Raw genomic sequence first — 14933 nt, 5'->3', positions numbered from 1 at the left:
ATGGATGCCTCAGGGAGTGCCCGTATGGTGAAAGCGAAAACTGTGAACTGGCTCAAGCAGGTGCGTTATCAGGCCGAACGCTTGACCGGTCAGCGAATTCGCATTGGCGTGACTGGGCTGAGTGGCGCCGGGAAAACCACCTTCATTACCAGCTTTATCAACCAGCTGGAAAACCATCAGCGTGGGCTGCTGGCCCGGCGTCCGCCGTTTGACCGGCTGGAATCGGTACGCTGGCAGCGCGACGGGGTTGAGCAGCCGTTTCCCTATCTTTCGGCACTGGCTGCGTTGGCAGCAGATCCGCCGCGCTGGCCGGAGTCGACCAGCGATCTGTCACGGGTGGTGATAGATCTGCGTTTTCGCCCCCACGGGTTGCTGGGCAAACTTCAGGGCAGTCGGACCTTGCATATCGAAATCATCGACTACCCGGGGGAGTGGCTGCTGGATCTGCCATTGCTCGGACTCGACTATGGCCGCTGGTGTGAACAGCTTCAGGGCTGGCTGAGTCAGGAGCCTCGCCGATCATTGGCGGGGCCGTTACTCGAACGTCTGACCGCGATTGATCCGTTGGCCCCGGTTGATGCCGGGCTGCTGGCCGAGCTTACGACAGAATGGACCGCGTTCCTGCACCGCTGCCGAGCTGATGCGGGGTTGTCGCGCAACCAGCCGGGACGATTTTTGCTGCCAGGCCAAGGGGTGGCGGCAGAGATGCTGCAGTTCGTTCCGTTGCCGGCGGTCAATCAGCATACCCAAGGCGAGTCCGGCAGTTGGTGGCATCAGTGCAGTACCCGGTTCGACTACTACCGCGACTATGTGGTCAAAGGCTTTTATGACCAGCATTTCAGTACTCTGGATCGGCAGATCCTGCTGGTCGACATGCTTACCCCTATGGATGCCGGACAGGCTGCGCTGGTGGATCTCAAGGCGGCGCTGGAGGCGGTGCTGGACAGTTTTCGCTATGGTCGCAACAGCCTGCTGGAGCGTTGGTTCAAGCCGCGTATCGAGCGCCTGGCGGTCTGCGCCAGCAAGGTGGATCAGGTCGCGCCGAGCCAGCAGCGAGCGGTTCAGCAGTGCCTGGAAGACCTGTTGACTGACAGCTTGTCGGAAGTTCGCCATGGTGGTGTGGAGGTCAAGGGCTTTCCGCTGGCGGCGATCCGTGCCGCGCGTCAGGAGGGCGATGCGCTGGTCGCGGCGCTGGATGGCCAAAGCGGCGGGGTGCGTTACCAGCCAGGACATATTCCCGAGCATCTGCCGCTGGACCTGAACGTGCAAGGGCCTGAACTGCTGCGCCTGCGCCCGCCAACGGGGCTGCACCGCAATGAGCCCTTTGCCCATTACCGGATGGATGATCTGATTGACTGGACCCTGGAGGGTGATGGCTGATGAGTCAGGACAAAACCCGTATTCTCGAGCGCTGGGAAACCGAGCAACAAGGGGCGGACGCAGCCACCCGGATCATTGGCGATGTGCCGGCCGAACAGTTGGCCAGCCAACTGCCTGAGACCGAACCGGCATTGCCGGACACGCTCAACCCGCCACCGACCAGCCCTTGGCCAGGCCGGCTAGGGCGCTCGGTTCTTGCGCTGGTCCTGGGCGGGGCTGCCTTCGAGTGGGGACGCTGGACCCTGGATGCCTGGAGCTGGCAGCCGTTGGCCGGTGTGCTGCTTGGCGGGTTGGGGTTGGCCCTGGCCGGCACTGCGGCATTGGCCTGGCGTGATATTCGGCGTCAGCGCCTACGGCTGACCGAATTGGAGCAATTGCGTCGGGAAATGCAGTTGGCACTGCGCGAGCCCGGGGCTCGCCTGTCGCTCGACTGGCTGGAGCGTTTGCAGACTCTGTACCGGGACACCCCGCTGGCACAGGCCGTGCGTGCCAGTTGTGCCACGCTGGATGTCTCGCACAGTCCTGAAGAAGTTCGGCACCGGCTGAACCAGGAGTTCTATCAGGTTTTGGACCTGCAGGCACGGCAACTGATCCGGCGCGAGTCGACTGGAACCGGGATGCTGGTGGCGACCAGCCCCTGGGTGGCGGTCGATCTGCTGTTGGTGGTCTGGCGCAATGTCCGGATGATGCAGAAGCTGGCGCAACTGTTCGGCATTCCAATGGGGCAGCTAGGACGCTGGCGACTGGCCCGTCATGTGCTACGCAATATCGCTTTGGCTGGCGGTACCGAGATGGCTATCGGAGCATTGAGCGACAGTTTGCTGTCTGGCTTGATGGAGAAACTGGCGGCTCGGGTCGGGCAGGGGATTGGTGTTGGCCTGTACAGTTCACGGCTGGGACATTTCACCCTGGACTTGTGCCGGGCAGTGCCCGCGGATGATCAGGGCATGCTGGCTGAAGATAATCGGGGCATCATTCAGGCAATTCGTGAGCGTTTGACCGGAGGTAAGGATGAGGGCTAAGCGCACGGCCCGGCAGCAGGCCGGGCGCTGGCTGCAGCAGGGTGTTGAGGTGCTCGAGCAACAATGGCACAGCATGCGTCGCCAGTTGGGGCCGACTGAATGGCCGGAACGCTGTGCACGGCTGCTCCAGGTCGCCGATTCTGAAGTCGGCGACTGGCGCCCAAAGCCGGGTTCCAGCAGCGCCGAGTTGTTGCTGTTGCTGCAAGGCCTGTCACTGCTGCAGCGCCGCTGGCTGGCGGTGTTGCTCGATGCACCAAGCGCGGGGGTGCATACCCTGACCGAGGCCGTAGAGCGTTTGCAACTGGATTGGCGCAGCCGCCTTGACCCACTGCAAAGTCACCGCGAGTATGCCCGCCAATTACTGATTTTGGCTCAGCAACTGAACCTCTCGGCTGCCGCTGAAGCGGCCTATCTGGAGAATGAACGGCAAATCTTTCTCGCGGTTGAGCAGCGCTTGCTGTTGTCGTTGCCCATGCGCCTGCGCATGACCCTGGCCAGGCAGCTTGAGCCGGGTAGCGGGGCATGCCTGCGCTGGTGGCATGAACGCTTGTTGGCCCGGGCCGGGGTGCCGGGTTATGACCTGGCGGGCCTGGGCGAGCACGACTGGCCGGAGATACCTGCGGCCTGGCTGGCACTGGGCTGGTTGTCGGGGCTGCGCAGGCAGTCCTGAGATAGTGGGCCATTCAGTGCACCAATGAGTATGCGAATACGCTGCGCCGGGCATTAACATGCAAGGATATTGATCCCAAGGAAGCTATTGATGACCTTTGCAGAATTGCTTGCCGCTCTGTCCCGCTCGCCCGACAACCAGGTGACTATTCCGCCCGACTGGGCTCAAGGCCGGGCCGGCTATGGCGGCCTGGTGGCGGCGCTGGTGTACCAGGGCATGCGTGAGAAAGTTCCGGCTGGGCGTCCGGTGCGTTCGCTGGCGATCACGTTCGTCGGGCCGGTGGCGCCGGGCGAGACGATGATGGTTGAAGCAGAGGTATTGCGTGAGGGCAAGGCAGTCAGCCAGATGCTCGGCATGGCCCGTCAGAATGGCCAGGTGATGTGCATCATTCAGGGTAGCTTCGGCGCGGCGCGGGAGTCGGTGGTTAATGTCGTGGCTGAGCCGCCTCCTGAGGTCAAAGCACCTGATCAGTATGTCGATACGCCGTATATCGAAGGTCTGAGTCCGGTCTTTCTCAAACACTTCAATCTGCGTTGGTGTTTTGGCGATCTGCCGTTCAGTCGCAGCCGCAAGCGCGATATGGGCGGCTGGATGCGCTTTCGACAGGATGAGGGAGAGGTTCACGAGGCGCATATTCTTGGCTTGGTCGATGTCTGGCCACCGGCAGTGCTGCCGCATCTCGCCGAGCGCGCTCCAGCCAGCTCGCTGACCTGGACCATCGAGTTTGTGCAGCCTCAGCCAGCCCTTGGTAATACCGACTGGCTGCTCTACAAAGCCAGTATTGAGCATGCCCGGGATGGCTACGGGCATGCCGGAGCGATGGTCTGGCGCGAGGATGGGGCGTTGGTCGCGATTAGCCGGCAAACGGTTGCGGTTTTCGGCTGAGCGCAGTCCAAAAGGGAATACTGATTAATTGCACACCAGCCCAGTAGCCCGGTTGGCGCTGACCTGTTCTGGACTGTCGATGCCCCGGATGGGCATCGCCAAGCCCCCATGGATGGGTTCACGGCGTGTCCAGAACAGGTCAGCGACAATTGGGCCAACACCGAACTGATTTAATCAGTGTTTCCCTAAGCCGAGCGCAGTAATTTGTAAATACCCTCTTAGCCGGGCTTGCGGGCCAGTATCACTGCCCGCAAGGGTGCAGGATAGCCTTCGCGGGTCAGTGCCGGATTCTCCGGGTCAAGAAAGTCAGGCAGTGACTGAAAACGCATCCAGTCGGTGCTGCGTTGTTCCTCGGTGCTGGTATGAGCCTGGTCCACGCAGCGCACATCCTGAAAGCCTGCCCGGCGCAGGAATCGCTCAAGCAGCGGGACTGAAGGCAGGAACCAGACGTTGCGCATTTGCGCATAGCGGTCTTCGGGCACCAGACATTGTTGCGCGTCGCCCTCAACCACCAGTGTTTCCATCACCAGTTCACCGCCGGGGCGCAGGCAGGCCTTGAGCTGTAACAGATGGTCGATAGGCGCGCGTCGGTGATACAGCACACCCATGGAGAACACCGCGTCGAAGCCATCGGTCGGCTCCGGCAACTCTTCAAGGGTGAAGGGCAGTTGCCAGACCGGCGCCTCAGGCATGAATCGACGGATTGCCAGAAATTGATTGAGAAACAGCAGGTTGGGGTCAACGCCGACAACCAGTTGGGCGCCTGCCTGCCACATCCGCCACATGTAATAGCCGTTGCCACAGCCAACATCCAGAATTCGCTTGCCGCGCAGATCAAGGTGCGGGGCGACGCGCTGCCATTTCCAGTCCGAACGCCATTCGGTATCGATATGAACCCCGAACAGCTCGAACGGCCCCTTGCGCCATGGATGCAGACCTTGCAAGGCCTGGCGCAGAGCTGCTTGGGTCGACTCGTCGATGGCCTCCGGGTGCCCGATGCGCACTCCGTGCTGCAACTCAATGGACGCTTGCGGCAGTGACGGAATCTGTTCCAGTGCCGCCTGCCAGCGAGCCAGATCGCCATGATTGGTTGTGTCCAGCCGCTGGTTCAGGGCCTGTGGCAGGTTATCCAGCCAGTGTTCCAGTGGGGTGTTGCGCAGGGCGTGGAAAAGCGGTTGATAGTCAATCACAAGTGGCGATCATCGAGCAGAAATTGAGGCATTGAAACCAGCTATGCGCCTGGCTGAAGCCGGCCTGCTGGAGGCGTTGCAGGTGAGTATCCAGAGTGTCTGGGCGCATGACGTTTTCAATCGCGCTGCGCTTCTGGGCGATCTCCAGCTCACTGTAGCCGTTGGCCCGTTTGAAGGCGTAGTGCAGGTTTTCCAGGCGTTGCTGCTGATCCGGGTCATCGAAACGCAACTTTTCCGACAACAGCAATATGCCGCCCGGTTTGAGTGCCTGACGAATGCGGCTGAGCAGGGGCAAGCGCAGCTCTGGATTGATGAACTGCAGGGTGAAGTTCAGCACTACCACCGAGCAGGGCTGCAGGGGCAGCTCGAGAATGTCTGCCTCGATCACTTCGGCCGGGGTCAGTTCTTCAGTCATGGCCGACTGGGCACTGAGGTATTCACGGCAGCGCTCGACCATGGCTGGGGCATTGTCCACTGCAATGATGCGGCAGCCTTGACTGCGCACATGCCGGCGCATGGACTGAGTGGCGGCGCCAAGCGAGCAGCCCAGGTCGTAAATCAGTGTGTGCGGCCCCGCATGCTGCCCGGCAATCAGGCCGATCGTCTCGACAATGGTCGGATAGCCAGGGACCGAACGTTTGATCATGTCGGGAAATACCCGAGCTACGTCGTGATCGAACACGAAGTCGCTAACCTTGGTCAGTGGTTGGGCGAACAGTTTGTCTACATCATTCATGAGGCATTTAGTGTTGACGGGCCGGGAGCCGATTCTACCGCAAGTCGCCAGGCTTGGGAGGATTTGCCGGTCGCAGCTTGACGGTCTCGGTACTGGCGTCTAGCTATATAACTATAGGCTTGGCTTTGTATGTGACTGTCATTTGTCGATCGGATGAGTTTTTGCTCTGTTTCGCCAAAAACGTGGCGATGGTGTGTTCGTTTTTGGGATTTGTAGTGGCATAATGGTATTGCCCTGGGTGCTCCGTGAATAAGACTCCGCCAAGCTGGGGTCATTGAACAACAAGGGATTAAGGTATGCCTGCCAAACACCGGGTTGTATTGGGAGTCGCCACCGTGGCGGCTTTGTATGCCGGAATCTCCAATGCGCTGGGGCTGGGTGACATTGCTTTGGGGTCGGCGCTCAACGAACCCCTCAAGGCCACTATTGAGTTGCATGGCAGTAGTGGCGTGACACCTGAGGATATTCGGGTTCGTCTGGCTGACCAGCAGGCTTTCGATCAAGCAGGCATTCAGCGACCTTATTTTCTCACCGACCTGCGTTTCGTCCCGGTGCTGCGCAACAATCGTCTATTCATCGATGTTGAATCCAACTGGCCGGTACGCGAGCCTTATCTGAACTTCCTGGTTGAGTTGCGCCGGCCCAATGGGGTCATGCTGCGTGAATATACCGTGCTGCTTGATCCGCCGCTGTACAGTCCGGGACCGGGCATCAGTCAACCGGTAGCTGCTGCGGCCCAGACCCGATCAAGCGTCCAGACGCCAGTCTCACGTCCAGTGCAACCGGCGCCAGCTGCGCTGGCACTGCCCGATTTGCAACCGCAGCCGGGTGCTGCGCAATATCAGACCGTGGCGGGTGATACCCTGTGGGCGATTGCCGAACGCTACCGTCCTGATGAGCGTGCTGGTGTGCGACAAACCATGCTGGCGATTCGCGCCTTGAATCCTCAGGCCTTTATTGACGGAGACATCAACCGTTTGCGCCAGGGGCAGGCGTTGGTGTTGCCGACCGCTGAGCAGTTGGGATTTTCAGCTGCGCCGCCGGCCCAGCGTCCGCTGGACAGTCAGCCGGAGTCGATCGCAACGGTTGCCGAGCCGGTTGCGAGCGCTGATCGTTTGCGAATCGATGCGTTGGAGCCTGCAGCCAATGAATCGGCGGAGTTGCGTGATCGCCTAAGCATGCTGGAGACGCGCTTCAGTGTGCTGCTTAGCGAGTTGGATAATCGTGACTCCCAGATCGCCAGTCTGCAGGCTGAGCTCGAAGTGCTGCGCGAGGCGCGGGCATTGGAGCAGGCCGCATTTGAAGAGTCGGCTGCGGCGGGTGCGCTGCTTGCAGTAGCGGGCGCGGAGCCTGGGGCTCAGAGTTCGGTACAGGGATCGGATGATCCGAATCCGGGGGCGCTGGGTGTTTTGCCGGCAGCCGGGCTGATGGACGATAGACTGGGTGCACAGGTGACATCGAGCAGCCTGGAACGCTGGTTCAGTTGGTGGCCAATCCTGGTCGGGCTGGGACTGGCTGTGCTTGGCTTGCTGTTCGGTATGCGCAGGAAGGCTTCAGCCGAGCCGGAATCGATTCCCATGCCGGCTATCCGCCCGCGCGAGCAGGTCGCGCCCGGCTCAGTGAGGGTACGCCAGCCTGCGCCGGCTCAGCCGAAACCGGCAACCGACCCGTTGGCCGGGGTGGAGCTTTATATCACCTATGGGCGGTTTGCTGAGGCCCGCGTATTGCTGGATAAGGCCATTGCCACACAACCTGAGCGTCTTGATCTGCGCTACAGGTTGCTGCGGGTGCTGGCTGAATTGTGTGACCGCCCGGCCTTTGCCGCACAGGAGCGCGAAGCGCTGGCGTTGGGAGCCGACATGGAGCGTATCGATCAGTTGAAAATGCGCTTCCCTGCACTGCTGGCCCAAGTTGAGACCGATATGGTCGAGCGGGTCGATCACCTGGATCCGCTGCTGATGGATGATGAGTTGGAGCAGCCGTCCAGAACCCCGCGCGCAGCCGAGCAGGAGGCGCAGGATGATGTCCGCCTGAACCTTGAAGACTTCAAGCTGGATCTGGACGTGGACCTGCTCGACGCACTGGGGCCGCAGCCTGTGCGTAGCAAGCAGCCACCAAAAGCGGTGGATGACGACTTCGATGTCAGCCTGGATGATCTGCCTGATGTGGAGGAGTGGGAGCACGACGAGCCGCACAAATCTGAACGACGCTAGGGCTCGGCGTGGGAGAGTGAAAGGGGCACTCAGGGGTGCCCCTTTTTATTGTTAGGCTGGATTAGGTTGGACAGCCTCAGTCAAACAGGCGTTTGGCCACGTCCTTGAAATGGCCGGCAAAATGCACCGTCATGTTGTCTCGCAGGTATTCAGGTAGCTCCTCGTAATCGCCGCGATTGGCCTCGGGCAGTATCAGCTCATGGATTGACTGGCGGCGTGCAGCAATCACTTTCTCGCGGATGCCGCCTACCGGCAACACATGTCCGGTCAGGGTGATCTCGCCGGTCATTGCCAGGCCGCTGCGCGGCGACTGGTTACGTGCCAGGGACAGCAGTGCGCTGGCAATGGTGATGCCGGCGCTGGGGCCGTCCTTGGGTGTGGCTCCTTCAGGCACATGCAAATGCACGAAGGCCTCGTCAAAGAAACTCTTGTCGGCCTGGTAGCTTTTGAGGTTGGCGCACAGGTAACTGTAGGCAATTTCCGCTGACTCCTTCATCACCTCACCCAGTTGCCCGGTCAGCTTGAATCCCCGGTTCAGGGTGTGAATGCGATTAGCCTCGACCGGCAGGGTGGCTCCACCCATGGCGGTCCAGGCCAGCCCGGTGATGATGCCAACACCCTTGAGTTTCTTTTCCTTGCGAAAGGCCGGGGTGCCGAGCAAGTTCGCCAGATCGTCGGGTTTGATACTGAGCTTGTCATCCGGGTGTTCCAGTAGACGCATGACCGATTTACGCACCAACTTGCCCAACTGTTTGTCCAGGTTGCGCACCCCGGCCTCGCGGGCATAACTTTCAATCACCTGGCGCAGGGCCTTGTCGGTAATACGTAACTGACTCTTGCGTAGCCCGGCTTTGGTCAGTTGTTTTGGCCACAAGTGGTGTTTGGCGATCTCCAGTTTTTCCTCAGTGATGTAGCCGGACAGGCGGATCACATCCATACGGTCGAGGAGCGGGCCGGGAATGCTGTCCAGGGTATTGGCAGTGCAGACGAACAGCACCTTAGACAGGTCCAGACGCAGATCCAGATAGTGATCGAGAAACTGACTGTTCTGCTCTGGGTCGAGGGTTTCGAGCAAGGCTGAGGCCGGGTCGCCCTGATGACTGGCGCCAAGCTTGTCGATCTCGTCGAGCATGATCACCGGGTTCATCACCTCGACCTCCTTGAGCGCCTGGACGAACTTGCCGGGCATGGCTCCGATATAAGTGCGTCGATGCCCCTTGATCTCGGCCTCGTCGCGCATGCCGCCGACGCTGAAACGATAGAACGGACGGCCCAGGCTTTCGGCGATCGAGCGGCCAATACTGGTCTTGCCGACCCCGGGCGGACCGACCAGCAGGATGATTGAGCCGCTTACAGAGCCCTTGAAGCTGCCGATGGCGAGAAACTCCAGAATCCGCTGTTTCACATCCTCCAGGCCGTCATGGTCACGGTCCAGCAGCTTGCGGGCCTGTTTTATATCGATGCGGTCCTGGTGCTCAAGGCCCCAGGGCATGGCGGTGGCCCAGTCCAGGTAATTGCGGGTTACCGCGTATTCAGGCGAGCCGGTTTCCAGGACCGAAAGCTTGTTCAGCTCTTCCTCAATTCGGCGGCTGGCGGCTTCGGGCAGGATTTTGCCCTGAAGGCGCTCCTGAAACTGCTCGATATCGGCGGTGCGGTCGTCTTTGGACAAGCCCAGCTCTTTCTGAATGATCTTGAGCTGTTCCTTGAGAAAGAACTTGCGTTGATGTTCGCTGATGGTGCGGTTGACCTCGGCGCTGATTTCGCCCTGCAAACGGGCTACGTCGATTTCTTTCTTCAATAGCACCAGTACCTTTTCCATACGGCGCAGAACGGGTACGGTATCGAGTACGTCCTGCAGCTCCGGCCCTTTGGCCGTGGTCAGTGCGGCGGCGAAGTCGGCCAGCGGTGAGGGCTCGTTGGGGTTGAAGCGGTTGAGATAGTGCTTGAGCTCTTCGCTGTATAGCGGGTTGAGCGGCAGCAGTTCCTTGATCGCATTGATCAGGGCCATCGCGTAGGCACGCACCTCGTTGCGCTCGTCCGCCGGGGCTTGTGGGTATTCGACCTCTACCAGATAGGGCGGCTTGCGGCTTAGCCATTGGGTAATCCGCACTCGGGTCAGACCTTGGGCGATGAACTGCATCTTGCCGTCGCCACGGCTGGCGTGATGTACCTTCACCGCGCAGCCTGTCAGTGACAGCTGTTCAGGGCTGAATTGTTCCGGGTCGGTGCCGGGGCTGTCTATAAAGAATAGCGACAGACTCTGGTGTGGAGTGTTGGCCACCCGTTCGAGGGTTTCCGCCCAAGGCGCCTCATTGACAACAACCGGCATTACCTGGGCGGGAAAGAAGGGGCGGTTGTTGATCGGTATCAGGTACAGGCGCTCGGGCAAGCGCTGGTCCGGCAACACCAGCCCAGTCCCCGGCTGGTCGTCAGTGGTTTCATCCTGCTCGATTACATCCGCCTGAAAGTCTTCCTGGTCGCTCATTGATTACACCCTGTGTGACATGAACCTTACCGAATAGGTGGAGGTAGCGGTCAGGGATTTCAATGGTTGAGGCGGGGCGGTTCTAGGACTAAGATGGAATTTCACTTCAACTCACAGCCATCATGATCAAGACCCGCATTCTCGACTTGCCGGTGCAAAGTGCTACCCATGCCCATGCTCAACATCAATTGATCGTCGGGCTGGATGGTTGTGCCGATTTTGAGGTCATGGGGCAGGGTGGTGCGGTTAACCGGCTGCACGCATGCCTGGTACCGGGGCATGAGATGCATGCGTTTTCCGGCCGGGGCAACAACCACATGCTGATTCTCGACCTGCTGACCGAGGGCCCAGGCCCTGGCGGCGTAGAGGAAGAGCAGTTGGCTCGGCTGTTCGATAAGCCACGTTTCGTGCGTCTGGATCAGCGCATGCAGAGTTTGCTGGACTTCGCTGCCCAGGCGCTTGGTGGTCCGGATGCCAGTGATTCGCCGATGGCCTGGCATCTGGGCGGCATCCTGTTGCATAGCCTGCATGACCGGCTGTTTTCTACGCCTATTCCATTGCGCTCGGCCTCGGTCATCGATCTGGAGCGTATCGAACGTTATGTCCGTGAACGCCTGGATCGACCGGTCAGTGTTGCTGAGCTTGCGGCATGTGCCTGTGTCAGCAGCAGCCATTTCTTCGCACTGTTCAAGCAGGTCAGCGGTCTGACGCCGCATCAGTTCGTACTCAATGTGCGGCTGGATGAAGCGGGCAGGTTGTTGCGCGAGTCCTCGCTACCGGTAGCCGAAATTGCCAGTCGTTGCGGCTTTTCCAGCCAGAGCGCCATGACCCATGCGATTCGCCGGCATACCGGGTTGACACCACGCAAATTGCGCCTGTCGAGCCCACTCTGAGTGCTATCTCAGAGTTTTTTGCAAAAATCCCCCAGTTTTTGACAAGATTTTCACCCGCCTCGCTTCTACATTCCCATCTGGCCTGTCCCCCGCCTGACGGTGTCGGCCCAAAACAATGTATTACGTCAAACGTCTGACCTTGGTCTAGGGTTAGTAGAAAGACGTGTTCTGTGCACCAGCCATGTCTGCCAGCATGTGGTTGGGAATCTGTGGAGCGAGTCCTATGTTCAAAGCCAGTGCCGTGCTGGAAGGTGCCTTCCTGACCAGCCAACCTGATGAATTCCTCAAGGTCCTCAGTGACAATTATGCAGTCGACGAGGGCGAGTACCTCAAAGAGTTGCTGACCCTGGCTGAGCCAGAGGATCATGCTGCCCTGTCGCAGCGTGCCCGGGGTCTGATCGAAAGCGTCCGCAAGCGTGACAACGCCGTCGATAGCATTGATGCGCTGTTACAGCAGTACAGCCTCGACACCCAGGAAGGGATCATGTTGATGTGCCTGGCCGAAGCCCTGTTGCGGGTGCCGGACAGCGAAACCGCCGATGCTCTGATTCGCGACAAGCTCAATGCCGCGCAGTGGGATAAACACGTCGGCCAGAGCGAACACACGCTGGTCAACGCCGCTGCCTGGGGCCTGGTGATGACCGGCAAGGTGGTCAATCTGGATAAGCGCGAAGACGGTACCCCGGGAACTATCCTCGGGCGGTTGATCAAGCGTAGCGGTGAGCCGGTGATTCGCGCGGCGATGATGCAGGCAATGAAAATCATGGGTCGCCAGTTCGTGCTCGGGCGTACCATCAAGGAAGCCTTGAAGAACGGCAAGCCGCAGCGCGATGCCGGTTATACCTATTCGTTCGACATGCTTGGTGAAGCGGCTCTGACCCGTGCCGATGCCGCCAAGTATTTCAAGGACTACAGTGACGCCATCGGCGCGCTGGTGGCTGACAACTATCAGGGCAAGGGCCCCAAGCCAACCATCTCGATCAAGCTGTCGGCCTTGCACCCGCACTACGAACCGGCACGTGAAGCCCAAGTGCTGGCAGAGCTGAGCGAAACTGTACTGGAGCTGGTGCGTCAGGCGCGCAAGGGCGATGTCGGGATCACCATCGATGCCGAAGAGGCTGATCGCCTGGAGCTTTCGCTGAAGCTGTTCGCCAAGCTCTACAACCACCCGGACGTCAAGGGGTGGGGTAACTTCGGTTTGGTGGTGCAGGCCTATTCCAAGCGGGCGTTGCCGGTGCTGTGCTGGTTGACTCTGCTGGCCAGACAGCAGGGTGACCGGATTCCGGTGCGCTTGGTCAAGGGCGCCTACTGGGACTCCGAAATCAAGCTGTGCCAGCAGGGCGGGCTTGGCGGTTACCCGGTCTTTACCCGCAAGGAAGCCACCGATGTGTCCTACCTGGCTTGTGCTCGCTACCTGCTTAGCCCGTTGACCGACGGGCTGATCTATCCGCAATTCGCCAGTCACAATGCTCATACAGTCACCTGCATCCTGGCCATGGCTGGCCAGCGTGACTATGAATTCCAGCGCCTGCATGGCATGGGCGATGCCCTGTACGACACTCTTATCGAGCAGCATGGCTGCACTGTACGGATCTATGCCCCGGTAGGCGCGCACAAGGATCTGTTGCCCTATCTGGTACGCCGGCTGCTGGAGAACGGTGCCAACTCCTCGTTTGTGCACAAGCTGGTTGATCCCAGGGTCCCGGTGGATTCACTGATCGAGCATCCGGCTGTGGCCCTGCGCAGGCATGCGAGCCTGGCCAACCCGCGTATTCCCTTGCCGCCGATGATCTATGGGGCGGACCGTCGCAACTCACGTGGTATCAATATGAATGTAATGACCCAGTGGCTCCCTCTCAAAGAAGACCTCGACAAGTTCCTCGCCCAGCGTTGGAGCGGTGCACCGATTGTCAATGGCCAGCGCCTGAGCGGTGAGGCCCGACCGGTACAGTGCCCTTATCAGTTGTCGCATCTGGTCGGCGAGGTTGTCTGGGCCACTGCCGAGCAGACCCGTGGAGCGATCGATCAGTTGGCCGCCGCTTTCCCGGCCTGGAACGCAACACCGGTGGACCAGCGTGCCACGGTGCTTGAGCGCACTGCCGATCTGCTTGAGCAAAACATGGCCGAGCTGATGGCGCTGTGTACCCGTGAAGCGGGCAAGAGTCTGCAGGACGGTATCGACGAAGTACGCGAGGCAGTGGACTTCTGCCGCTATTACGCGCTGCAGGCCCGCGCGCGCTTCGCTACCATCACGCTGCCGGGGCCGACCGGTGAAAGCAACGAGCTGTATTTGCAGGGCCGTGGGGTATTTGCCTGCATCAGCCCGTGGAACTTCCCGCTGGCGATTTTCCTGGGTCAGGTTGCGGCTGCGCTGGTGTGTGGCAATACCGTAGTGGCCAAACCGGCCGAGCAGACCAGCCTGGTGGCGGTACGCTGTATCGAACTGATGCTCGAAGCCGGTCTGCCGCCGCAGGTGCTGGCGCTGTTGCCGGGCGATGGTGCCCAGGTGGGTAGCGTGATTACGGCTGATCCGCGTATTGCTGGCGTGGCCTTCACCGGCTCGACCCAGACCGCGCACATCATTAACCGTGCTCTGGCTGCCCGCGATGGTGCAATTGCGCCCATGGTTGCCGAGACCGGCGGCCAGAACGCCATGCTGGTTGACTCGACGGCATTGCCTGAGCAGGTGGTCAAGGATGTGGTTCACTCGGCCTTTACCAGCGCCGGTCAACGCTGCTCAGCCCTACGGGTGTTGTATGTCCAGGAAGATATCGCCGAACGGGTGATCGAACTGCTGAAAGGGGCGATGGCTGAGCTGCATATCGGCGATCCGGCCAACCGCGATACCGATCTTGGGCCGGTAATCGACGCCGAAGCCCGTGAAGGATTGCTCAGGCATGTTGAAAAACTCAAGGCCGAAGGTCGCCTTATTGCGCAGACGCCAATGCCCGACGGGCTGGATGGCCACTTCGTGGCACCGGTAGCCTTCCGTCTGAACCGGATCGGCGAGCTGAATCGCGAGAATTTTGGTCCGATCCTGCATGTGATCACCTGGCGCAACGATACGCTTGACCAGGTCATTGATGATATCAATGCTACCGGTTTCGGTCTGACCCTCGGGATCCATAGCCGCAACGAGGAAACCGCCCAGCATATCGATAGCCGGGTGCGGATTGGCAATGTCTACATCAACCGTAACCAGATCGGCGCGGTGGTCGGGGTACAGCCCTTCGGTGGCCAGGGCCTGTCCGGGACGGGTCCAAAGGCGGGTGGCCCGCACTATCTGCTGCGTTTTGTGACTGAGCGTACGCGGACCATCAACACCACTGCGGTAGGCGGCAACGCCAGCCTGCTGTCGCTGGGTGATGGCGAACCTTGAGTTGTTAACCGGCGCCCTTGGGCGCCGGTTGTATTTGGAGCAGGGGACTCTTCCCATTAATAATCAACAGGACAGGGACT

At 60.2% G+C, this 14933-nt stretch carries 10 protein-coding genes; 7 read left to right on the top strand and 3 right to left on the bottom strand.

Going from position 1 to position 14933, the window contains the following annotated elements; genetic code table 11:
* The first annotated feature begins 24 nt into the window (after positions 1-24).
* The 4 genes from C2846_RS10215 to C2846_RS10200 all read left to right on the top strand — a co-directional run bounded on the left by C2846_RS10215 (position 25) and on the right by C2846_RS10200 (position 3957).
* Complete coding sequence (locus C2846_RS10215) at positions 25-1380, top strand: YcjX family protein (protein ID WP_165443803.1); 1356 nt, start codon at positions 25-27, stop codon at positions 1378-1380.
* Complete coding sequence (locus tag C2846_RS10210; protein WP_119701385.1) at positions 1380-2402, top strand: TIGR01620 family protein; 1023 nt, start codon at positions 1380-1382, stop codon at positions 2400-2402. Before C2846_RS10215 ends, C2846_RS10210 begins: the two co-directional genes overlap by 1 nt.
* Positions 2392-3072 (top strand): hypothetical protein, encoded by a 681-nt coding sequence (locus tag C2846_RS10205; protein ID WP_119701384.1) that lies wholly within the window; start codon positions 2392-2394, stop codon positions 3070-3072. Before C2846_RS10210 ends, C2846_RS10205 begins: the two co-directional genes overlap by 11 nt.
* Before the next feature lie 90 nt (positions 3073-3162).
* Positions 3163-3957 (top strand): acyl-CoA thioesterase, encoded by a 795-nt coding sequence (locus C2846_RS10200; protein WP_095624323.1) that lies wholly within the window; start codon positions 3163-3165, stop codon positions 3955-3957.
* Positions 3958-4175: 218 nt separating this feature from the next.
* On the opposite strand, the gene cmoB is transcribed toward C2846_RS10200, so the two are convergent.
* Entirely contained in the window at positions 4176-5147 is a 972-nt protein-coding gene (gene cmoB, locus C2846_RS10195; RefSeq protein WP_080050803.1) for a tRNA 5-methoxyuridine(34)/uridine 5-oxyacetic acid(34) synthase CmoB, read from the bottom strand.
* Complete coding sequence (gene cmoA / locus C2846_RS10190; protein ID WP_080050802.1) at positions 5140-5883, bottom strand: carboxy-S-adenosyl-L-methionine synthase CmoA; 744 nt, start codon at positions 5881-5883, stop codon at positions 5140-5142. The genes cmoB and cmoA overlap by 8 nt, the downstream gene beginning before the upstream one ends.
* A 296-nt stretch (positions 5884-6179) precedes the next feature.
* Between cmoA and C2846_RS10185 the strand changes: the two genes are divergently transcribed.
* Positions 6180-8096 (top strand): type IV pilus assembly protein FimV, encoded by a 1917-nt coding sequence (locus C2846_RS10185; protein ID WP_119701383.1) that lies wholly within the window; start codon positions 6180-6182, stop codon positions 8094-8096.
* A 76-nt stretch (positions 8097-8172) separates the two neighbouring features.
* Here C2846_RS10185 and lon read toward each other — a convergent pair whose 3' ends face one another.
* Positions 8173-10581 carry an endopeptidase La gene (lon, locus tag C2846_RS10180; RefSeq protein ID WP_080050800.1) on the bottom strand — a complete coding sequence of 803 codons (2409 nt, stop codon included), beginning with the start codon at positions 10579-10581 and terminating at the stop codon, positions 8173-8175.
* Positions 10582-10703: 122 nt separating this feature from the next.
* Between lon and C2846_RS10175 the strand changes: the two genes are divergently transcribed.
* Together C2846_RS10175 and putA are read left to right on the top strand one after the other, a co-directional pair.
* Positions 10704-11474 carry an AraC family transcriptional regulator gene (locus C2846_RS10175; RefSeq protein ID WP_080050799.1) on the top strand — a complete coding sequence of 257 codons (771 nt, stop codon included), beginning with the start codon at positions 10704-10706 and terminating at the stop codon, positions 11472-11474.
* 223 nt (positions 11475-11697) lie between these two features.
* Positions 11698-14853, top strand: coding sequence for a bifunctional proline dehydrogenase/L-glutamate gamma-semialdehyde dehydrogenase PutA (gene putA, locus C2846_RS10170; protein ID WP_119701382.1), 3156 nt, complete (start codon positions 11698-11700; stop codon positions 14851-14853).
* The last annotated feature ends 80 nt before the right edge of the window (positions 14854-14933 follow it).

It is taken from the genome of Pseudomonas jilinensis, assembly GCF_003586265.1.
Classification (GTDB): domain Bacteria; phylum Pseudomonadota; class Gammaproteobacteria; order Pseudomonadales; family Pseudomonadaceae; genus Halopseudomonas; species Halopseudomonas phragmitis.
Note: the sequence above shows the minus strand (reverse complement) of the source record. Positions and strands in the feature narration are given on the sequence as shown.

Coding starts and splice junctions, on each gene's coding strand:
- C2846_RS10215 (WP_165443803.1), top strand. CDS start 25: ATGGTGAAAGCGAAAACTGTGAACTGGCTCAAGCAGGTGCGTTATCAG.
- C2846_RS10210 (WP_119701385.1), top strand. CDS start 1,380: ATGAGTCAGGACAAAACCCGTATTCTCGAGCGCTGGGAAACCGAGCAA.
- C2846_RS10205 (WP_119701384.1), top strand. CDS start 2,392: ATGAGGGCTAAGCGCACGGCCCGGCAGCAGGCCGGGCGCTGGCTGCAG.
- C2846_RS10200 (WP_095624323.1), top strand. CDS start 3,163: ATGACCTTTGCAGAATTGCTTGCCGCTCTGTCCCGCTCGCCCGACAAC.
- cmoA (WP_080050802.1), bottom strand. CDS start 5,883: ATGAATGATGTAGACAAACTGTTCGCCCAACCACTGACCAAGGTTAGC.
- C2846_RS10185 (WP_119701383.1), top strand. CDS start 6,180: ATGCCTGCCAAACACCGGGTTGTATTGGGAGTCGCCACCGTGGCGGCT.
- lon (WP_080050800.1), bottom strand. CDS start 10,581: ATGAGCGACCAGGAAGACTTTCAGGCGGATGTAATCGAGCAGGATGAA.
- C2846_RS10175 (WP_080050799.1), top strand. CDS start 10,704: ATGATCAAGACCCGCATTCTCGACTTGCCGGTGCAAAGTGCTACCCAT.
- putA (WP_119701382.1), top strand. CDS start 11,698: ATGTTCAAAGCCAGTGCCGTGCTGGAAGGTGCCTTCCTGACCAGCCAA.